We start from the raw sequence: 19022 nt of genomic DNA on the forward strand, positions 1-19022 counted from the left end.
AGCCGCCATGGCGGTGTGAGAGGAAGTCCCGTGGGACATCTGCTGGTTGTCGAGAGCTGGGTGGGGTCGATGAGCCGGCTCCTGCCATGGGCGATCCGTGAGGGCGGACACGAGTTCAGCTTCCTCACCCGGGACCTGCACCACTATCTGCGCGCCGCCCCCGCCGACGGCCCGCACCCGCTGCTCGCCGCGCGCAACGTCATCACGGCGGACACCAACGACACCCGCGCCCTGCTGCCCCTCGTCGAGCGGCTGCACGCCGTGCTCGCCTTCGACGGCGTGGTCTCCTCCTGCGACTACTACCTGCCCGCCGTGGCCCGCATCGCCGAGCACCTCGGCCTGCCCGGACCCGCCGCCGAAGCCGTCGAGAACGCCTGCCGCAAGGACCGGACCCGACGGGTGCTGGCCGAGGCCGGGGTCGGCGGCCCGCGCTTCGCCGTCTGCGCGGACACCGCCGGCGCCGCGGCCGCCGCCCGCGAGATCGGCTACCCGCTGGTCGTCAAGCCCGTCGACCTGTGCGCCGGGATGCTGGTCCGCCAGGTCCACGACGAGCGGGAGCTCGAAGCGGCCTGTCGGGCCCTCGCCGACTTCCCCGTCAACGCCCGCGGACAGCACCGCGCCCCCGTACTCCTCCTGGAGGAACTGCTCACCGGCCCAGAGGTCAGCGTCGAGACCGTCTCCCACGCCGGCACCACCCACGTCGTCGGCGTCACCGACAAGAGCATCGGCGGCGCACCCGCCTTCATCGAGACCGGCCACATGTTCCCCGCCGACATCGGCCCGCGGCGCTCGCGCGAGGCCGCCGAGACCGCCGTACGGGCCGTCGAGGCCCTCGGCCTGGACCACGTCGTCTGCCACACCGAGATCAAACTGACCCCCACCGGGCCGCGCGTGATCGAGGTCAACCCCCGCCCGGCCGGCAACCGCATCACCGAGCTGGTCCGCCACGTCACCGGCGTCGACCTCGCGGCCGCCTGCGTGGACGTCGCCCTCGGCCGCACCCCCGACCTGGCCGTGCGCCCCACGGGCGTGCGCAGCGCCGCCATCGCCTTCCTGCTGCCCGACGGCGCCGGCACCCTCACCGGCATCGAAGGCGCGCAGGAGGTCCGCGGCCGCACCGGCGTACTGGAGCTCGACCTCGCCGCACCCGGCCGCACCGTACGCCCCGCGACCAGCAACAACGAGTACCTCGGCCACGTCATGACCGCCGACACCGAGGGCGCCGGCGCCCGCGCCGCCGCCGAGCGGCTGCTCACGGGCCTGCGCCCCTCCTACGCCGGCCGCCCGGAACCCGCGGCGGTGGGAGCATGACCGCCACCACCCTTCACGAGCCGCTCGTGCACACCGTCGACGACCTCTTCGGGCGCGTGCTCGCCTCCGCCTACGGACCCGACCCCGCCGAACAGCGCGTGGCGCTCGCCTTCACCACCGCCCAGGCCGTACGCCACGAGGGCCGCTCCGGCGGCTACCGCAACGAGGTGCTCAGCCTGCGCCTGGCCGCGGCCGTCGGATCCTGCGCCGTGGAACCCGGCGCCCTACCCGCCGGCGCCCTCGACGACTGCGTCGGCGCCACCGTCGCCGACCTGCTCGGCCACCCGCTGCTGCCCGTACGGATCGCCGCCCTCGACGCCTACCTCATGCACGTGCGCCCGCACACCCCCGACCACGGCGCCCGCCCCTACGCGATCCCGGCCGGCAGCTCGCTGCACCGCTCCCGGGCCCGCGCCCGCGCCGTCGTCGACCTGCTCCCGAAGGAGCCGCCGCGCCGGGTCCTCGTCGTCGGCGTCGTCAACTCCCTGCTGGAACAGCTGCGCGAGCGCGGGATCCCGTACGCGCCCTGCGACCTCAAGGGCGGCGCCACCGAATGGGGCGAACCCGTCCGGACCGACGCCCTCGCCGAACTGGAGCGCTGCGACGCCGTCCTCGCCTCCGGCATGACCCTGGGCAACGGCACCTTCCAGCCCCTGCTCGACCACGCCGCCGCGACGGCCAAGCCCCTCGTCATGTTCGCCCAGACCGGAAGCGCCGTACTGCCCCGCTTCCTCGGCGCCGGGGTGTCCGCCGTATCCGCCGAGCCCTACCCTTTCTTCTGGCTCGACGGCGGCCCCGGAATCCTCCACCGCTACGGAGGCGCCCGGTGACCGTGGCCCCCTTCCTGCCCCGTCCGGCGGCCGGCGCCGCCAACCCCGACCTGCTGCCGCTCCTCGGCCGCACCCCCCTCGCCCGCATCCGCGCCGACCTGCCGCACCGCCAGCCCGGCTTCTGGGCGAAGCTGGAATGCCTCGGCGCCGGCGGGATGAAGGCCCGCGCCGCCGTCTCCATGCTGACCGGGGCCCGCGCCCGCGGCGAACTGCTCCCCGGCGCCCCCGTCGTCGAATCCACCTCCGGCACCCTGGGCGTCGGACTGGCCTTCGCCGGCCAGGCCCTCGGCCACCCCGTCGTCCTCGTCGGCGACACCGAACTCGAACCGTCCATGCGGCAACTGCTGCGCACGTACGGGGCCCAGCTCGAGCTCGTCGACCGCCCGGCCGCGGAGGGCGGCTGGCAGGCCGCCCGGATCGCCCGCCTGCACGAGGTGCTGCGCCGGACACCGGGCGCCTACTGGCCCGACCAGTACAACAACCCCGACAACGCGGCCGGCTACCTGCCGCTGGCCGCCGAACTGACCGCCGAGCTGGACCACCTGGACATCCTGGTGTGCAGCGTCGGCACCGGCGGACACAGCGGCGGCCTGGCCGGCCCGCTGCGCCGCCGCTGGCCCCGGCTGAAGGTCATCGGCGTCGACTCCGTCGGCTCCGCCATCTTCGGACAGCCCGCCCGCCCCCGCCTGATGCGCGGGCTCGGCAGCAGCATCCACCCGGCCAACGTCGCCCACGAGGCCTTCGACGAAGTGCACTGGGTGGGCCCCGCCGAGGCCGTCGACGCCTGCCGGCGGCTCGCCCGCTCCGCCTTCGTCTCCGGCGGCTGGAGCACCGGAGCCGTGGCCCTCGTCTCCGCCTGGGCCGCCCGGATGGAACCGGGCGCCGTCGTCGCCACCGTCTTCCCCGACGGGCCGCACCGCTACCTGGGCACCGTCTACGACGACGAGTTCTGCCGCGCCCACGGCCTGGACACCGCCGCCCGCGCCGTCCGCCCCCTGGAGATCCCGCACCCGCACGCGGTCGAGGCCACCGGCTGGGCCCGCTGCAAGGCGGTCCTGGCTCCCACCCGCTCCCGTGGAGGCGCCGCGTGAAGCTCACCTGGCACACCGCCGACCTCCGGCTGGCCGAGCCGCTGCGCATCTCCCGCTCGGTGATGACCCGGCGCGACGCCGTCTGGATCGCCGTCGAGCACGGCGGACTGCGCGGCTGGGGCGAGGTGGTCGCCAGCGACTACCTGGGGCTCCCCACCGCCCGCATCCTGCGGAACCTCGAAGCGGTGCGGCCCGGCACCGAGCGCTTCCCCGACCCCGAGACCGCCTGGGCCGAGACCGGCGGCGGGCACCCGGCCTGGCGGGAACTGCCCGCCGGGGTACTCGCCGCGCTCGAGGCCGCCGTACTGGACCTGGTCGGCAAGCGGGCCGGCGAACCCGCCCACCGGCTGCTCGGCACGCCCGAGGCTCCCGCCGCCGCGACCGCCCGGACCATCGGCATCACCGCGCCCGTACCGGCCGCCGCGCAGGCGGCCCGCCTCGCGGTCGGCGGCTTCACCGTCCTCAAGGTCAAGGCGGGATCCCCCGACCCGGCCGAGGACCTCGCGCGCGTGGAGGCCGTACGCACCGGAGCCCCCGACGCACGCCTGCTGCTCGACCCCAACGGGGCCTGGACCGAACGCCAGGCCCTCGACCTGCTGCCCCGCTTCGCCGCCCTCGGCGTCGACGCCGTCGAACAGCCGATCGCCCCCGGCCGGCCCGACGCGCTCGCCCGCGTCGCGAAGGAATCCCCGATCCCCGTCATCGCCGACGAGGACGCCGTCACCCACGAGGACGCCGAGGCCCTCGCCGGACGGGTCCACGGAGTCAACGTCAAACTCGCCAAGTGCGGAGGCGTACGGGCCGCCCTGCGCATCCACGAGGCCCTGCTCGGCACCGGCACCGACCTGATGCTGGGCTGTCTGACGGCCAGCTCGCTCGGCATCGCACCCGCCGTGCACCTCGCGGACCGGGCCCGCTGGGTCGACCTCGACGGGCACCTGCTGCTCGCCGAGGACCCGTGGACCGGGATCGGCGGCGCCGACGGCACCGTACGCGCCCCGAACCGGGCCGGACTCGGCGTCAGACGCGCCGATGCCGGATGGACCGAGGCCGGACGGACCGAGGCCGGACGGACCGAGGCCGGACGCGCCGACGCCGGACCGGACCACGCGGGCGCCGCACGGTGAAGACCCTCACCGCCGTCCGCGGCTTCCCGCCCGCCGTGCGCCTGCTCCTCGTGAACCAGCTCGGCGTCAACACCGGCTTCTACCTGCTCATCCCGTACCTCGCCACCCACCTCTCCGATGACCTCGGCCTCTCCGCCGCCGTCGTCGGCGTGGTCCTCGGCCTGCGCAACCTCAGTCAGCAGGGGCTGTTCCTGCTCGGCGGCTCGGCCGCCGACCGGCTCGGCGCCCGCGGGGTGATCATCGCGGGCTGCGCGCTGCGGACCGTGGGATTCGGCCTGTTCGCCCTCGGCGACACCCTCCCGCTGCTGCTCGCCGCGTCCATACTCAGCGGGCTCGCGGGGGCCCTCTTCAACCCCGCCGTACGGACCTACGTCGCCCAGGAGGCCGCCGACCGCAAGGCCGAGGCCTTCGCCCTCTTCAACGTCTTCGCCACCACCGGCGCGCTGCTCGGACCCCTGCTCGGCACCCTGCTGCTCCTCGTGGACTTCCGGGCGGCCGCCGTCGCAGCCGCCGCGGTGTTCGCCGTACTGACCCTCGCCCAGCTCCTGGTGCTGCCCGCCCGGAAGATCCCGGCCCCGGACACCGGAGTGCTGGCCGACTGGCGGGAGGCGGCCGGCAGCCGCGGGTTCCTGGCCTTCTCCCTCGCCATGATCGGCATGTACGGCCTGGAGAGCCAGCTGTACCTGCTGCTGCCCCACGCGGCGGTGCGGGCCTCGGGCTGGGAGGGCTCGATCGGCCTGCTGTTCCTCACCGGGACCGCCGCCAACCTCCTCCTCCAGCTCCGCATCACCCGTCGGCTGCGGGCCACGGGCAGCCGGGCCCGCTGGATCGCCACCGGCGCGGCCGTCATGGGGCTGGGCTTCGTGCCCCCGATGCTCGTCGCGGGCGTCCGGACCCCGCACCCGGCGTACCTGCTCCCGGTCCTGGCGGGGGTGCTGCTCCTGCACCTCGGAGTGATGACCGCCCAGCCGTTCGTGATGGAGCTGATACCGGCCTTCGGCCGCCCCGGCCTCACCGGCACCTACTACGGCCTCTTCTACGCGGTCTCCGGCGTCGCGGCCGCCGCCGGCAGCGCGGCGGTCGGCTGGGCCATGGACACCGCCGGGCACACCGGCATGGCCTGGCTGCCCTTCGCCTGCTGCCTCGCCCTCGGGCTCGCCTCGGCGGGCGGCGTCGCGCGGCTGCACCGAAGACGGGCCCTGCCCTTGGCCCCGGGCCCCGATACCGAACGAGCGCCCTGCCCCGATCCCGAGCCCCAGCCCGGCCGCCCGAGAACCGAGAGCCGATGACCACAGGCAACCTGCTGACCGATCACCCCGAGCTGTACGAGGAGCGCTTCCCCGACCCCGACCACCTGGCGGCCCGCTGGGCCGAGGACGTGCTGGCCCGCCACGGCGCCGGCCCCCGAGTCCTCGACGTCGGCTGCGGCACCGGCCGCGACGCCGCCTGGCTGCACCACCGGGCCGGCCGCGAGCTCACCGGCATCGACACCTCCGAGGCGATGCTGGCGCACGCCCGCAGCCGCCACCCCGGACCCGCCTACCACCGCGCCGACATGCGCGACTTCCGGCTCGGTACCACCTTCGACGCGGTGCTCTGCATGGACAGCGCCCTGCTCTACTGCCACACCAACGACGACCTCACCTCCTTCCTCGCCCGCTGCCGCGCCCACCTCACCCCCGGCGGGCTGCTCGTCGCCGAGATGCGCAACGGCGCCTTCTTCCTCGGCAACACCGAGCTGCTCGACGGCCCGCGCACCGCCGCCTTCACCCGGTACGGCACCACCTACACCTCCCGCACCACCCTCCACATCGACCACGCCGCCCAGCTGCTGCGCCGCCGCCGGATCTGGACCGCCGACGACGGCCTGCCCCCGGCCGAGCAGCACTCCGCCTGGCGCCTGCTCTTCCCGCAGGAGATCCGCCACTTCCTGACCACCGCCGGCTTCGAGGTCCTCGCCCTCTACGACCGGCCGGGGCCCCGCACCGAACCGCCCTGGAGCGAAGGGGACACCCCGCATCCGACCGCGGACGCCGACCGGCTGCACCTCGTGGCCCGCCTGAAGCCCCTTCACCACAGCAACGGAGACACCACGCCATGAACCACCCCACCACCGGCCTCGCCCGAAGAAGCCTCCTCATCGCCGGCGGCGCCGGCACGCTCGCCCTCGCCGCCGGCTGCGGCCCCTCCGGCACCACCGCGAGCGACGCCGAGAACGCGGCGAGCGCCACCCCGAAGCCCGGCGGCCGGCTGCGCGCGGCCTTCGCGGGCGGCGGTGCGGGCGAGACCCTCGATCCGCACGCCGCCAACCTGTTCGTCGACGCCGCCCGCTCCAAGGCCCTCTTCGACAAGCTCGCCGACTTCGGCGCCGACCTCGCCCCGGTACCCCGCCTCGCCTCCGGATGGGAGCCCAACGAGACCCTCGACACCTGGCGGGTCACCCTGCGCCGGGCCGCCTTCCACGACGGGCGCCCCGTCACGGCCGAGGACGTCCTCTACAGCTACCGCAGGATCGCCGACCCCAAGGGCACCTTCCGCGCCAAGGCCTCGCTGGAACCCATCGACCTCGACGCGAGCCGCGCCCTTGACCCCTCCACCGTCGAGTTCAGGCTCAAGCGCCCGTACGCCGAATTCCCCAACACCCTGGCCGCCTTCGGCGCCTACATCGTCCCCAAGGACGCCGCCGACTTCAGTCGGCCCGTCGGATCCGGGCCCTTCACCTTCGTCTCCTTCAAGCCCGGCGCGAGCCTCCTGGTCAAGCGCAACCCCGCCTACTGGGAGGGCGCCCCCCACCTCGAAGAGCTCGAATTCGTCATCGCGGGCGAGGAGTCGGCGCGCGTCGGAGCCCTGCTCGGCGGGCAGGTCGAGTACGCCCACGAACTCAACCCGGCCACCGCCCGCGCCCACGAGGGCAAGGGCCGCATCGACGTCGTACGGCTGCCCGGCAGCTCCATGCAGGGCTTCGTCATGAAGACCGACCGCCCGCCCTTCGACGACAAGCGGGTCCGCCAGGCCTTTTTCCTCATCGCCGACCGCAAGGAGCTCGTCGACGGAGCCCTCTCCGGGGCCGGCGAGATCGGCAACGACCTCTTCGGCAAGGGCTGCCGGTACTACGCGGCCGGACTGCCGCAGCGCACCCGGGACCTCGACCGGGCCCGCGCCCTCCTCAAGGAGGCCGGCGCCGAGGGGCTCAAGGTCACCCTCGACACCGCCCCCGCCGCCACCGGCTTCGTCGAGGCCGCCGGCATCTTCAAGGAGCAGGCCGCCAAGGCCGGGGTCACCGTCGAGGTCAAGGTGGGCAACAAGGAGACGTACTGGAAGGACATCCTGTCCTCCGGAACCTTCGCCTCCTACCGCTCGGGCGCCATGCCCATCGAGTCCCACGTCTCCCAGCGGCTGCTCACCGGCTCCACCACCAACGCCACCAAGTGGCAGCACAAGGACTTCGACGACCTCTACCAGCAGGCCCAGGCCACCGCCTCCGAGCCGGAGCGCACCGCCCTCTACGAGCGGATGCAGCGCCGGCTGTACGACGAAGGCGGCTTCCTCATCTGGGGGTTCGCCGACTGGATCGTCGCCACCGCCCCCACGGTGCGCGGCGTGTCCAAGACGGCGCCCGCCAACACCCTGGACTGGGCGCGCTTCGACAAGATCTGGCTCGCGTGACGGGCGGGCTCCCGTGGCTCGGCCGCCGTCTGCTCCTCGGCCTGGGGCAGACGGCGGCCGTCGTCCTGCTGATCTTCGCCCTCACCGAGGCGCTGCCCGGGGACGCCGCCGTCGCCCTCGCCGGCGACCAGCCCGACCCCGCGCGCATCGCCCGCATCCGCGAGGCCATGCGGCTCGACCGGCCCGCCGCCGAACGGCTCCTGGAGTGGGTCACCGGCATGCTCCACGGCGACCTCGGCACCTCCCTGGTCACCGGGCGGCCGGTCACCGGCTACCTCACGGCCGGTCTCGGCCCCACCCTGGTCCTCGCCGCCGCGACCCTGGCCCTCCTGGTCCCGCTCTCCGTCGGCCTGGGCGTGCTCGCCGCCCGCCGCGAGGGCGGCCCCGTGGACCGGGCCGTCAGCGGTCTGACCCTGGCCGTGCACGCCGTACCGGAGTTCGCCCTCGGCCTGCTGCTGGCCACGCTGTTCGCACTGCGCCTGGGCTGGCTGCCGGCCACCGCCGTCGGCACGGACCTCGCCGCGGAGCCCGCCGTCCTGGTCCTGCCCGTCCTGGTCCTCACGGCCCGGCCGGTGTGCACCCTCAGCCGCCTGGTGCGCGCCGGGATGATCGAGGCGATGGCCTCGCCGTACGTGGCCCAGGCCAGGCGGTACGGCCTGTCCGGCTCCCGCATCCGCTGGACCCACGCCCTGCCCAACGCCCTGGCACCCGCCGCCCAGCAGCTGGCGCGCACCTGCGACTGGCTGCTCGGCGGGGTGATCGTGGTGGAGGCGCTCTTCGTGGTGCCCGGCCTGGGCACCGTGCTCATCGAGGCCGTCGCCGCCCGCGACGTACCCGTGGTCCAGGGCATGGCGGTCGTCTTCGGCACCGTCACCGTCCTGGCCAATCTCGGCGCCGACCTCGTCGCCCGCCGCTTCGCCCCCCGCTCGGAGGTGGCCGCGTGAAGTCCCGCCCCCCGAAACGCCCTTGGGTCCGGTACGCGCCGGGCATCGCGCTGGTCGCCGTACCGCTGCTGCTGGCCCTCATCGGACCGCTGTGGGCCGGGCCCGCCGGGCCCAGGTCCCTCTCCTTCTCCGTCCCCTCCGGTCCGGACCACTGGCTCGGCACCGACTTCACCGGCCGCGACGTAGGGCGGCAGGTGCTGCTCGGGGGCCGGTCCGTGGTGCTCGTCGCACTCGGCGCGACCCTGCTGGCCTACCTCGTCGCCCTGCCCGTCGGGCTCGCCGCCGCGCTCACCCGCCGGACCTGGTTGGAGGAGGCGCTGATGAGGCCGCTCGACGTGCTGATCGCCGTCCCCTCCCTGCTCCTGGTGCTGCTCGTGGCGGCCGCCTTCCGGCCCGGCCCCGTTGCGCTGACCGCCCTGGTCGGGCTGGCCGCCGTACCCGACGCGGCCCGTGTCGTGCACGCGGCGGCGGTCGAGGTCTCCGCCCGGCCGGCCGTGGAAGCGCTGCGCATGCAGGGCGAGTCCTGGTGGCGGACGGCCCTCGGCTACGTCGCCCGCTCGATGCGGCGCACCCTCGCGGCGGACGCCGGGATCCGGCTCACCGGGGCCCTGTACCTGGTGGCCACGGCCGCGTTCCTCGGGGTGGGGGTGCAGCCCGACGCCGCCGACTGGGCGGTGATGGTCGACCGCAACCGCAACGGGCTGCTGCTCCAGCCCTGGGCCGCCGTGGTGCCCGCCCTGCTCATCGCGGCGCTGTCCATGGGCGCCAATCTGCTGTTCGACGCCGCCCTGCAAGAGGAGGAAGCACGATGAGCACCGTCGTGGAGGTACGGGACCTGCGGGTGGAGACCGGGGGCCGGGCGATCGTGGACGGGGTGACCCTGCGGGCCCGCGCCGGCCGGATCACGGCCGTCATCGGCCCGTCCGGCAGCGGCAAGACCACGACCGGCCTCGCCCTCCTCGGCGAGTTCCCGCCCGGCGCCCGCGTGGCGGGCACCGTACGCACGGAGCCGGGCGCGGTCGGGTACGTGCCCCAGCACCCGGCCTCCGTACTCAACCCCGGCCGGCGCGTCGGCGCCCTGCTGGGCGACATCGCGGCCCTGCGGGGCGGCGGGCGCCGGGAGGCCCGCGACCGGGTGCACCGGGCCATGGCCCTGGCCCGGATCGCGGAGCCCGAGCAGATCCTGCGCCGCTTCCCCCACCAGCTCTCCGGCGGCCAGCAGCAACGGGTGGTCCTCGCCCAGGCGCTGCTGCTGGGCGCCCGGGCGATCGTCGCCGACGAGCCCACGACCGGGCAGGACGCGCTCACCAAACAGGGCATCGTGACCGAGCTGGCGGCCCTCGCCCGGCGGGGGATCGCCGTCGTCCTGCTGAGCCACGACATCGACGTGGTGCGGCAGCTGGCGGACGAGGTCGTCGTGATGCGCGCGGGCCGGATCGTGGACCGCGGACCGGCGGGCTCCGTACTCGGCGCTCCGGTCCCGGTCCCGGCCGCCCCGCCGGACCGCACCGGCCGCGCGGCGCGGGCCGGCGGTCCGGGACCGGTCCGCATCGAGGCCCGGGCGCTGACCGCCGTACACCGCACCCCGCGCGGCGCCGTCGAGGTGCTGCACGACATCGGGCTCTCGGTCGCGGAGGGGGAGTGCCTGGCGCTGGTCGGCCGCTCCGGCAGCGGCAAGACGACACTGGGCCGGTGCCTGGCGGGGCTGCACGCGGACCACAGGGGCGGGATCCTGCTCGACGGCGAGCCGCTGCCCCGCAGTCTGCGCTCGCGCAGCCGCGCCCAACTGGCCGCCGTGCAGTACGTGTTCCAGGACGCGAAGGCGGCCTTCGACGAACACCGGCCGGTCCTCGACCAGGTGGCCCGTACGGCCGTCCGGCTGCGCGGCGCGGACCGGGACCGCGCCCGCGGGGAAGCGGTCCGGATGATGGAGGGGCTGGGCCTGGACGCGCGGACGGCCGGACACCGGCCCGGGGCGCTCTCCGGCGGGGAACTCCAGCGGGCCGCCCTGGCCCGGGCGCTGCTGGCGGAGCCGCGGGTGCTCGTCTGCGACGAGATCACCTCCGGCCTCGACCCCGCGAACCGCGGCGCCGTGCTGGAGCTGCTGGCCGGGCTCAGGGAGCGTACCGATCTCGCCCTGGTGTTCATCACCCACGACCTGGCGGCCGCGGGCGCGCTGGGCGACCGTATCGGCGTCATGGACGCCGGACGGCTGGTGGAGACAGCGGAGGAGGAGGCCCCGGTCAGCTCCGGCTGTTGAGGAACCCGATGGCGACGGCGCCCCACCACGCGATCTGCGAGACGGTGGCGGACAGGGCGCCCCGCACCAGCAGCCGGCGGGTGGCGGGCCGGCCGTCGAGGGCGGCCAGCCGCCGGTGCAGCACACCGGCCTGGACGCCGTTCAGCGCGAGGAGCAGGACGAGGCCGAGCTTGACGCAGGTGAGCGGCGAGGAGAGGTCGGGGTGGAGGAAGGCGCCGCTGGCGATGAGACCGGCCAGGCCCGCCCAGACCGGCAGGTGCAGGGGCGCGGTGAAGCCGACCACCTCGCTCAGGGTCTTGCGGCCGCTGAGCCAGAGGGCCCCGTAGTAGTCGATGGCGAGCACCGCGCCGAAGCCGACGACGAGGCAGGCGAGGTGGACGAAGAGCGCCACCATGTGGAGCGTGGCGTCGGCCCGCAGATGGACCGCCACCCAGATGCTGGCCGCCCATCCCGCGCACACGGTGAGGGAGGCCAGGGCGGGGGCGCACCACCCCGGGACCAGGAGCAGATCGGACGGCTGTGGCGATCTTCGCCGGATCGAGGTGACATCTGCTGTGGACATGGTGCTCCGATGGCGGGACGTGAGGGTGCGCCCACACCGCACAGTGCGAGCAGAGGTAAGGCTGCCCTAAGTGTCTGGCTCACGTCAATGTGATCTCATCGGCACGCACCGTGGCCCCCGCGACCCCCACCAGGCACGATCGTCGGTCTACGCGAAGTCGCGTGCGAAGCCCTCGCGGAAGCCGGGCCGCGCGACCGCCTTCTCGAAGGCGCGGGCGGCGCGTGCCAGCCCGGCCTCGTTCTCCTGGGCGTCGGCGAGTTCCGCCAGATAGGCGGGCAGGCTCAGGCCACGGGCCGCGGCGAGCACGGTGAGCCGGTCGTGGACATCGGTGTCGACCTCGACTGTGGTGGTGTCAGCCATGTTCCGAGTATGCGCGTCCGCGAGCGGCCCGGGGACCGGTTCGCGGACGCGCAAGGGGATCAGCGGCGCGCCGGAGGTGCTACAGGGAGCACGAGTTGACGGTGTCGCTCCCGGCCGGGGCCTTCGGCACGGTCCGGCTCGGCAGCGGGGCGGCGCCGTGCGCCGTCCACGAGGCGAGGGCGTCGAAGGCCGTCCTCAGGCACGGGGACATCGGCCGGACCAGCTCGGGGAACGCCTTGAACAGGCCGTCGGAGTGGGTTCCGTCGGTGATCCGGTAGTAGCGGTGCAGGGCACCGCGCCCCGAGTCCTCGACCATCTTCGCGTAGACGTCACCGCTCCTGGAGATCGGAAGCAGCGTGTCGAGCGTGCCCTGGAGGGTGATCAGCGGCCGGCCGATCCGGCCGGTCAGGGACAGTCGCTCGACCGTCTTGTGTACGCGCTCCGGTCGGTCGGCGTAGACGTAGTCGGTGTCACAGCCCTTCCGTACGCCCGCCGGGCAGAACGGAATCCCGGCCTCCCGGTCGCCGTCGTACCCCGGGTCGATCTCCTCGCGCACCGTCCGCTGGAGGGAGTCCCACTGGTTGCGGTAGTGCCACTCCCACATCGGCTCGGAGCCGGCCGGATACCCGGCGGCGTACATCTCCTCCCGGGCGCCGGGCTCCCCGGCCACGAACCGCGGGTACGCGCGCAGCGCGGCCGGGGCGGTGTCCAGGATGTTGGGGCTGTCGGGGGTGAACAGCAGGCCGTGCAGCTCGACGCCGCCCGTGTACAGCTCCGGGTGGTTCTCCAGCTGCCACCGCACCAGGTAGCCGCCGGCCGAGGCCCCCGCCATCAGCGTGCTCGACGGCGCGCGGCCGTAGTGCCGCGAGGCGGTCCGCTGCGCGGCCACCGTCAACTGGGTCACCCGGTCGTGCCATTCGGCGATCGCGTCGCCGGGGCGCCGGCCGTCTGTGTAGATCTGCGCGCCGGTGTTGCCCTTGTCGGTGGCCGCGTACGCATAGCCCTGGGCGAGCACATGGTCCGCTATCAGCCGGTCGTTGGCGTACTGCTCGCGCACACCGGGCGGACCGGCGACGACGAGACCTCCGTTCCAGTGGTCGGGGAGCCGGATCACGAACTGACTGTCGTGGTTCCAGCCGTGATTGGTATTGGTGGTCGAGGTGTCGGGGAAGTAGCCGTCGAGCTGAACCCCCTTGACCCCCGACGGGTTGACCGCGCCGGGCGCTTCGAGCCCGGCCCAGTCCGCCGGATCGGTGTGCCCGGAGGCAACCGTTCCGGCCGTGGTCAGATCGGCCAGGCAGGCGCCGGTCACGTACTGGGCCCCGGGGACCCGCGCCGTGCACGGAGTCGACCGCTTCGCCGACTCCGGCATCGCGCTCGCGCTGGTCGAGGCGAGCGTCGCGGCCAACAGCGCCGCCGCGACGGCGGCGACCGGTCGTACGATTCTCATCAGGGACGTTCCTGTCTACTCGGCTGCTCATCCGGTGGACCGCGGGGAGCCGAAGCCCCGCTGTCCGGCCCTCCGAGGCTAGGAAGACCGCGGCACCCGGCCCCAGATGCCGAGCGGCCACTCCACGGCCCGGGCCACCGCCGAACGGCACATGACCTTTGGCCAAGGTCCGTCATGACCTGCTCCGACGGCCGCGGCCCGCCCCTCGTCCGCACGTATCGTTCGACGCAGTCCGCACCCCCACGAGAGGGATTCCATGACCGCGTCGCCGCCCCCGGCCGTCACCGGGCCCGCGCGCCCCCTGCCGTGGGTGCCGCCCCTCGTCCACGCGGTCGTCCTGGCCGGCGGCCTCTACGGGGGAGTCGTGGCAGCAGGACCCGCGGACCTGCCGGCGCTCGGCGGATTCACCGCTTGCCTCGTGCTCCTGGCCGCCCTCGACGCGGCCGAGCGGCGCCGCCACCCGCACCGCACGCCGGTCCGCCCGGCCCTCGTCCTGCTCCTCGCACGCCTCGCGCTCTTCGCCGCCGCCGCGGTACTCGACTCCTCCGGGGTGTCACGGGCGCTCTTCGTGCTCGTGCCCCTCGGCGCGTACGCCGCCTTCGGCCGCCGGGCCGCCGTCGCACTGGGCGTGGCGGGCGTCGCGGTGATCCTGGCGGGCACCACCCTGTGGGTCCCCGAGTGGTACCTGCGACCCGACACCGTCACCGACCTGCTGATGTCGGGCCTCGGCCTGGTCCTGGCCGTCGCGATGGCCACCGTGGCCGTGGGCGAGCAGGAGACGCGGCTGCGGCTCGAGCACGCCCTGGACGAACTGCGCGACTCCCACGCCCAGCTGACCGCGTACGCGGCCCGCGTCGCCCACCTCTCGACGGTGCGTGAACGCAACCGGCTCGCCCGCGAGTTCCACGACGGCCTCGGCCACCACCTCACGGCGATAGCCATCCAGCTGGAGAAGGCCTCCGCCTTCCAGGCCACGGACGCGGCCGTGGCCGGGCGGGCCGTCGCCGACGCCCGCCGGTCCGCGAACCGGGCCCTCGACGAGGTCCGCCAGTCCGTCCGGGCCATGCGCGACGAGGAGGAGCCCTTCTCGCTGTCCACGGCCCTCGCCGACCTGGTGCACCAGGGCGCGGGCGGCCCGCCGTCCGTCACGCTCAACCTCTCCGGCGACGAGCACGGTTACCGGGCCGAAGCGCTCACCGCCCTGTACCGGGCGGCCCAGGAGGGGCTCACCAACGTACGCCGGCACGCGGACGCCACCCGGGTGGAGCTGTCGGCGGCCTACGGGGAGCGCGAAGCCCGGCTGGTGGTCGCGGACGACGGGCGGGGCTTCCCCGCCGGTTCCCCCGCCCACCGGGCCGGATTCGGGCTCCGCGCGATGCACGAACGACTCGCCCTCCTGGGGGGCCGCGTCGAGGTCGACGCGGAACCGGGCCGCGGCACCGTCGTCACCGTGACGGTGCCCCGCGCCGCCGGACCGGAGGTCGCCCGATGACCGAACCCGTGCGCGTGCTGGTCGTGGACGACCAGGAACTCGTCCGCGAGGGCATCGCCTCGCTCCTCGGCATCCAGCCCGGAATCACCGTGATCGGGGCCGCCCCGGACGGCCTCCGAGCCGTCGAGACCGCCGTCGCCGAGCACCCCGACGTGATCCTCATGGATGTCAGGATGCCCGTCATGGACGGGGTCGCCGCCGTCCGCGAACTGGCCCGGCGCGCACCGGACTGCCGCGTGGTCATGCTGACGACCTTCGACGACGACGAGTACGTGGTCCAGGCCCTGGCGGCGGGCGCCATCGGCTACCTCCTCAAGAACCTGCCCTCGGCCGAACTGGCCGCGGCCGTACGCCTGGCGCACGCGGGCGTGGCCCAGCTCGACCCCGTGGTGGCCCGCCGCCTGGCCACCGGCCCCGCCCGCTCCGAGCCCGCGGAGCCGGCCCCTTCCCCTGCGCCCGAGGGCCCCGGCCTCGACGTCCTGACCGAGCGCGAGACCGACGTCCTGCGCCTGATCGCGACGGGATCGACCAACCGCGAGATCGCGGGCCGCCTCTTCCTCAGCGAAGGCACGGTCAAGAACCACGTCTCCCGCCTCCTGTCCCGCCTGGGCCTGCGCGACCGCACGCACGCGGCGATCTACGCCCGCGACCGAGGGCTGCTCTAGTGCTGTGGCCGGCAAACCATTCCGGTCACAGCACTAGCCGGCCCACCGCCCGGTGAGGAAGGTGATCGCGACCGTCGTGGCGAGCGGGGCCGCGACGCAGACGTACACGCTCTGCACGGCGGGGCGCCGCAGGCTCCAGGCGGCCAGCCCGATCCACAGCGGCCACCACAGCAGGGTGGAACGGGGGATGGAGGTGTACCAGTAGGAGGTGCCCAGCGCCCACAGGGTGAGGCCGATGTAGAGGGCCTCGGGCAGGCGGCGGCGTCGTACGAGCAGGACCAGGAGGGCGAGGCCCACCAGCATGGCCAGCAGCTCGGCCTGCCACATCAGCGCGTAGCCGGTGGGCTGGACCTGGCCGAAGGCGGCCTTCCAGGTGTTGGCCCAGGCCTCCCACGGCGCGTGGAACTCCCGGTACCAGCCGCGCTCCTGGGCGTGCTTCCAGGCCATCCAGTCCCCGGTCCGCGTGTGCAGGTACCAGCTGTAGAGGGCCGGGGCGAGGACGGGCAGCAGGAGCCAGGGGGCCGCGCGCCGGGCGGGGCGGCCGCGGGCGGTGAGGACGAAGTGGAGGGCGAGCGCGGCCGCCAGGAACAGGCCCGTGACGCGCACCGAGCAGGCCAGACAGGTCAGGACCGCGGCCGCCGGCCAATGCTGCCGTTGGGCCGCCACCCAGGCCGGCAGGGCCAGCGCGAGGAACAGCGCTTCCGTGTAGCCGGCGGCGAGGAACACGGCGCAGGGCGAGAGCAGGAGGAACAGCACCGCGCGCCGGCCCGCCTCCTGATCGGGCAGCAGCCGGCGGGCGATCCGGGCCAGTGCCAGGACGGCGACCGCGCCCGCGACGAACGAGATCAGCGCTCCGGCCGCGGCCCAGTGGGGGACCACCGCGTGGACGGCCCGCAGGGTGAGCGGGAATCCGGGGAGGAAGGCCTCCCGGTTGTCCCAGCCGGCGGTCCAGGGCCCGGCGCGGCCCGGGAAGTAGCCGTCCTGGGCTATGTGGAGGTAGTGCTGCCAGTCCCACTGCAGCCAGGGTGACAGGAGCGACGAGGGCTGCCGGGCCTGCCCGTCGGCGGGGAACAGCCAGCCGACGCATCCCGCCGTGGCCCAGATGCCGACGCGGGTCAGCAGGTAGAGCCACAGCACCTCGCGGTCCGCGCGGCCGGGGCGCGGGAACACCCGTCGCGCGACCGCAGGCGCGGCGGTCCTCTCGACCGGCCGACTGGGGGCGGAAACGGGCATACGGGATCTCCTGATCGGTCTGAGGGCGTGCGGAACCGCCGGCCGTGGTCAGGCCGGTGTCCGCCGAGGGAGAGGGGGATGAGGGAGGGGCTACCGGGGAGGCCGGGACGTGGAGGTGCCGGTCGGCGTGGGGAAGGTGGTGAATGTGGGGGTGGTCGTGGCGGACGCGCCGGCGCTCGCCGTGGCGGGGGGCGGGCCGGGCGTCGGCGACCCGTCCGTAAGGAGGGTCGGCGCGGGGGACGGTGGGGCGGGAGCGGGGGTGGTGGCCGGGAGGGTCGGGCCCGAGCCGACCGGCAGGAACGTGGCCAGGGCCGCACCGGATCCGGCGATGACGAGGCAGCAGGCGACGGCGATCCCGGCGATCCGGTGCCGACGGGCCCGCTCCCCGCGCCGGGCGATCACGGACACGGGCGGCAGCCCGCTCCCGGACCCTCCGGCGGAGGCCGCTTCCCGGAACAGCGACCGCAGCGGATCGTGGACGTGGACGTGGTCGTGCTCGTGCTCGTGCTCGTGGGAGTCAGGCATCGGGCGCCTCCTCAATGCGCGGGTCCTGCATCCGGCGGGAGAGGGCGGCCCGCCCCCGGGAGAGGTGGGTCTTGACCGTGCCCGTGGACAGGGAGGTCTCGGCGGCGATCTGCTCGACCGTGAGGTCGCACACGTAGTGCAGGGTCATCGTCCGGCGCTGTTTGAGGGGCAGTTGCCGCAGCGCCTCAACGAGGGCCACGGCCTCCGGCCCCGGACCCTCCACGTGATCCGCCGGGGCAGTGCGCTGCCAGGCGTCGGCGGTCCGGCGGCGCACGCGCCACCGGCTCACCGCGAGCCGCCACGCGACCGTACGGATCCACGCCTCCGGCCGGCCGTCGCGGTCCAGCTGACGCCGCCGGCCCCACCCCTTGACGAAGGCCTCCTGCACCACGTCCTGGGCCTCATGGTGATCGCCGAGCATCACGTACAACTGCCCTGTCAGCCGTCCCGCCGCCTGCGCATAGAACTGTTCGAACTCCTCGACGGTCAACAATCACTCCCGGATCCATGTGTCCCTCTCACCCGGCATACGCCCGCCGCGGCGCATCCGGTTGACACGGGACACCCGAAAGCCGTGTGAGTGCCGTCACATGGAAACCATCCGGTTCAGGGCGACTCCTCGATGACGGACAGGACGTTGCCCGCGGGGTCCTTGAACCAGGCGATCGACGGCATGCCTTCCCCCTGCTCCCTGACGATGCCCTTGGCGTCGTGCTCGAAGCCGGGATAGCGCTCGAAGGCCACGCCGAGCGCCGTGAGTTCGTCGACGGTCTTCTCGACATCGGCCACCGGGAAGTTGAGCACGGTGAAGTCCGCCGCCCGGTGGTTGTCCTTGGGGTAGAGCAGGACGCTCGCCCCGCTCCCGAGCTGCAGGAAGAGCATGCCGTGGTCCTCCGAGACCCGCAGGCCGAGCGTCCCGCCGTAGAACTCCCTGGCCTTCCCGATGTCGTCCACCGAGTAGCCGCTGAATGCCTTGGTGTCCTGGAACATGATCACTCCCATCGCCGCAGCAGCCCCCTTCCCATCCTCCTCCCGGCTCACCGGGGGTCGCATGCGCGTGCCCAGCGGCGATAGGTAGGGGATTCCCTACGCTTGACGCGTAGGGAATCCCCTACCTATCGTGGAGGCATGAACATCACGCACGCCTCCTTCGTCACCCTCCCCGTCGCCGACCAGGACCGGGCCCTCGCCTTCTACACCGACGTGCTCGGCTTCGAGGTGCGCACGGACCGCCGGGTCGGTCCCATGCGCTGGCTCCAGGTCGCCCCCGAGGGCGCGCAGACCGTCTTCACGCTCTCCGGCCCGGGGATGGGCGATTTCACGCCCGGCTCCACCCGGGGGATCATGTGCGTCACGGCCGACGTCGACGCCGACTGCGCCAGGCTGGCGGCGGCCGGTGTCGAGGTCGACGGGCCGGACGACGCCCCCTGGGGGCGAATGGCCGCATTCCGCGACCCCGACGGAAACGGCCTGATGCTGCTCACGGAGAAGGAAGGCTTCTAGCCC

20 protein-coding genes are annotated in these 19022 nt (G+C 74.4%); 13 read left to right on the plus strand and 7 right to left on the minus strand.

Features of this window, described 5'->3' with window-relative positions; genetic code table 11:
* Positions 1–30 precede the first annotated feature (30 nt).
* From ACFWBN_RS05310 to ACFWBN_RS05355, 10 genes are read left to right on the plus strand one after another with little or no spacing between them, the layout of a single operon-like run.
* The gene (locus tag ACFWBN_RS05310) at positions 31–1311 is read left to right on the plus strand and encodes an ATP-grasp domain-containing protein (protein WP_385170845.1); all 1281 of its coding nucleotides are present in this window, start codon (positions 31–33) and stop codon (positions 1309–1311) included.
* On the plus strand, positions 1308–2141 hold the full coding sequence (locus tag ACFWBN_RS05315) for a Rossmann-like domain-containing protein (RefSeq protein WP_385170847.1): 834 nt from the start codon (positions 1308–1310) through the stop codon (positions 2139–2141). The genes ACFWBN_RS05310 and ACFWBN_RS05315 overlap by 4 nt, the downstream gene beginning before the upstream one ends.
* Positions 2138–3232 (plus strand): PLP-dependent cysteine synthase family protein, encoded by a 1095-nt coding sequence (locus ACFWBN_RS05320; protein WP_385170850.1) that lies wholly within the window; start codon positions 2138–2140, stop codon positions 3230–3232. Before ACFWBN_RS05315 ends, ACFWBN_RS05320 begins: the two co-directional genes overlap by 4 nt.
* A complete protein-coding gene (locus ACFWBN_RS05325) occupies positions 3229–4359 on the plus strand; it encodes an enolase C-terminal domain-like protein (RefSeq protein WP_385170853.1) in 1131 nt (376 codons plus the stop codon). The genes ACFWBN_RS05320 and ACFWBN_RS05325 overlap by 4 nt, the downstream gene beginning before the upstream one ends.
* A complete protein-coding gene (locus ACFWBN_RS05330; protein WP_385170856.1) occupies positions 4356–5648 on the plus strand; it encodes an MFS transporter in 1293 nt (430 codons plus the stop codon). Before ACFWBN_RS05325 ends, ACFWBN_RS05330 begins: the two co-directional genes overlap by 4 nt.
* Positions 5645–6460 carry a class I SAM-dependent methyltransferase gene (locus tag ACFWBN_RS05335; protein ID WP_385170859.1) on the plus strand — a complete coding sequence of 272 codons (816 nt, stop codon included), beginning with the start codon at positions 5645–5647 and terminating at the stop codon, positions 6458–6460. Before ACFWBN_RS05330 ends, ACFWBN_RS05335 begins: the two co-directional genes overlap by 4 nt.
* Complete coding sequence (locus ACFWBN_RS05340; RefSeq protein WP_385170862.1) at positions 6457–8025, plus strand: ABC transporter substrate-binding protein; 1569 nt, start codon at positions 6457–6459, stop codon at positions 8023–8025. Before ACFWBN_RS05335 ends, ACFWBN_RS05340 begins: the two co-directional genes overlap by 4 nt.
* Positions 8022–8969: an ABC transporter permease gene (locus ACFWBN_RS05345; RefSeq protein ID WP_385170865.1), complete on the plus strand. Its 948-nt coding sequence runs from the start codon at positions 8022–8024 to the stop codon at positions 8967–8969. The genes ACFWBN_RS05340 and ACFWBN_RS05345 overlap by 4 nt, the downstream gene beginning before the upstream one ends.
* Positions 8966–9781, plus strand: coding sequence for an ABC transporter permease (locus ACFWBN_RS05350; RefSeq protein ID WP_385170868.1), 816 nt, complete (start codon positions 8966–8968; stop codon positions 9779–9781). Before ACFWBN_RS05345 ends, ACFWBN_RS05350 begins: the two co-directional genes overlap by 4 nt.
* Complete coding sequence (locus ACFWBN_RS05355) at positions 9778–11229, plus strand: ABC transporter ATP-binding protein (RefSeq protein ID WP_385170871.1); 1452 nt, start codon at positions 9778–9780, stop codon at positions 11227–11229. Before ACFWBN_RS05350 ends, ACFWBN_RS05355 begins: the two co-directional genes overlap by 4 nt.
* Here the strand turns inward: ACFWBN_RS05355 and ACFWBN_RS05360 are convergent.
* The 3 genes from ACFWBN_RS05360 to ACFWBN_RS05370 all read right to left on the minus strand — a co-directional run bounded on the left by ACFWBN_RS05360 (position 11213) and on the right by ACFWBN_RS05370 (position 13601).
* Complete coding sequence (locus ACFWBN_RS05360) at positions 11213–11791, minus strand: hypothetical protein (protein WP_385170873.1); 579 nt, start codon at positions 11789–11791, stop codon at positions 11213–11215. The two genes, ACFWBN_RS05355 and ACFWBN_RS05360, sit on opposite strands and share 17 nt — an antisense overlap.
* 147 nt (positions 11792–11938) lie before the next feature.
* On the minus strand, positions 11939–12151 hold the full coding sequence (locus ACFWBN_RS05365) for an antitoxin MazE7 (RefSeq protein ID WP_385170876.1): 213 nt from the start codon (positions 12149–12151) through the stop codon (positions 11939–11941).
* Between the two features lie 79 nt (positions 12152–12230).
* Positions 12231–13601 carry a tannase/feruloyl esterase family alpha/beta hydrolase gene (locus ACFWBN_RS05370; RefSeq protein ID WP_385170878.1) on the minus strand — a complete coding sequence of 457 codons (1371 nt, stop codon included), beginning with the start codon at positions 13599–13601 and terminating at the stop codon, positions 12231–12233.
* 256 nt (positions 13602–13857) lie between these two features.
* Here ACFWBN_RS05370 and ACFWBN_RS05375 point away from each other — a divergent pair, with 256 nt between their 5' ends.
* Positions 13858–15093 carry a sensor histidine kinase gene (locus tag ACFWBN_RS05375; RefSeq protein ID WP_385170881.1) on the plus strand — a complete coding sequence of 412 codons (1236 nt, stop codon included), beginning with the start codon at positions 13858–13860 and terminating at the stop codon, positions 15091–15093.
* The gene (locus tag ACFWBN_RS05380; protein WP_385170884.1) at positions 15090–15758 is read left to right on the plus strand and encodes a response regulator; all 669 of its coding nucleotides are present in this window, start codon (positions 15090–15092) and stop codon (positions 15756–15758) included. The genes ACFWBN_RS05375 and ACFWBN_RS05380 overlap by 4 nt, the downstream gene beginning before the upstream one ends.
* A gap of 33 nt (positions 15759–15791) precedes the next feature.
* Here ACFWBN_RS05380 and ACFWBN_RS05385 read toward each other — a convergent pair whose 3' ends face one another.
* From ACFWBN_RS05385 to ACFWBN_RS05400, 4 genes are all read right to left on the minus strand, one after another.
* On the minus strand, positions 15792–16991 hold the full coding sequence (locus tag ACFWBN_RS05385; protein WP_385170887.1) for a mannosyltransferase family protein: 1200 nt from the start codon (positions 16989–16991) through the stop codon (positions 15792–15794).
* 90 nt (positions 16992–17081) lie between these two features.
* The gene (locus ACFWBN_RS05390) at positions 17082–17516 is read right to left on the minus strand and encodes a hypothetical protein (protein WP_385170890.1); all 435 of its coding nucleotides are present in this window, start codon (positions 17514–17516) and stop codon (positions 17082–17084) included.
* The gene (locus ACFWBN_RS05395; RefSeq protein ID WP_385170893.1) at positions 17509–18006 is read right to left on the minus strand and encodes a SigE family RNA polymerase sigma factor; all 498 of its coding nucleotides are present in this window, start codon (positions 18004–18006) and stop codon (positions 17509–17511) included. Before ACFWBN_RS05395 ends, ACFWBN_RS05390 begins: the two co-directional genes overlap by 8 nt.
* A 116-nt stretch (positions 18007–18122) precedes the next feature.
* Positions 18123–18506, minus strand: a complete 384-nt coding sequence (locus ACFWBN_RS05400) for a VOC family protein (protein WP_385170896.1) — start codon at positions 18504–18506, stop codon at positions 18123–18125.
* Between the two features lie 138 nt (positions 18507–18644).
* Here ACFWBN_RS05400 and ACFWBN_RS05405 point away from each other — a divergent pair, with 138 nt between their 5' ends.
* Positions 18645–19019, plus strand: a complete 375-nt coding sequence (locus tag ACFWBN_RS05405; RefSeq protein WP_385170898.1) for a glyoxalase superfamily protein — start codon at positions 18645–18647, stop codon at positions 19017–19019.
* Positions 19020–19022 lie beyond the last annotated feature (3 nt).

The organism is Streptomyces sp. NPDC059989 (assembly GCF_042736975.1).
Lineage (GTDB): Bacteria > Actinomycetota > Actinomycetes > Streptomycetales > Streptomycetaceae > Streptomyces.

Coding starts and splice junctions, on each gene's coding strand:
- ACFWBN_RS05315 (WP_385170847.1), top strand. CDS start 1,308: ATGACCGCCACCACCCTTCACGAGCCGCTCGTGCACACCGTCGACGAC.
- ACFWBN_RS05335 (WP_385170859.1), top strand. CDS start 5,645: ATGACCACAGGCAACCTGCTGACCGATCACCCCGAGCTGTACGAGGAG.
- ACFWBN_RS05340 (WP_385170862.1), top strand. CDS start 6,457: ATGAACCACCCCACCACCGGCCTCGCCCGAAGAAGCCTCCTCATCGCC.
- ACFWBN_RS05355 (WP_385170871.1), top strand. CDS start 9,778: ATGAGCACCGTCGTGGAGGTACGGGACCTGCGGGTGGAGACCGGGGGC.
- ACFWBN_RS05360 (WP_385170873.1), bottom strand. CDS start 11,791: ATGTCCACAGCAGATGTCACCTCGATCCGGCGAAGATCGCCACAGCCG.
- ACFWBN_RS05365 (WP_385170876.1), bottom strand. CDS start 12,151: ATGGCTGACACCACCACAGTCGAGGTCGACACCGATGTCCACGACCGG.
- ACFWBN_RS05370 (WP_385170878.1), bottom strand. CDS start 13,601: ATGAGAATCGTACGACCGGTCGCCGCCGTCGCGGCGGCGCTGTTGGCC.
- ACFWBN_RS05375 (WP_385170881.1), top strand. CDS start 13,858: ATGACCGCGTCGCCGCCCCCGGCCGTCACCGGGCCCGCGCGCCCCCTG.
- ACFWBN_RS05380 (WP_385170884.1), top strand. CDS start 15,090: ATGACCGAACCCGTGCGCGTGCTGGTCGTGGACGACCAGGAACTCGTC.
- ACFWBN_RS05385 (WP_385170887.1), bottom strand. CDS start 16,991: ATGCCCGTTTCCGCCCCCAGTCGGCCGGTCGAGAGGACCGCCGCGCCT.
- ACFWBN_RS05390 (WP_385170890.1), bottom strand. CDS start 17,516: ATGCCTGACTCCCACGAGCACGAGCACGAGCACGACCACGTCCACGTC.
- ACFWBN_RS05400 (WP_385170896.1), bottom strand. CDS start 18,506: ATGTTCCAGGACACCAAGGCATTCAGCGGCTACTCGGTGGACGACATC.
- ACFWBN_RS05405 (WP_385170898.1), top strand. CDS start 18,645: ATGAACATCACGCACGCCTCCTTCGTCACCCTCCCCGTCGCCGACCAG.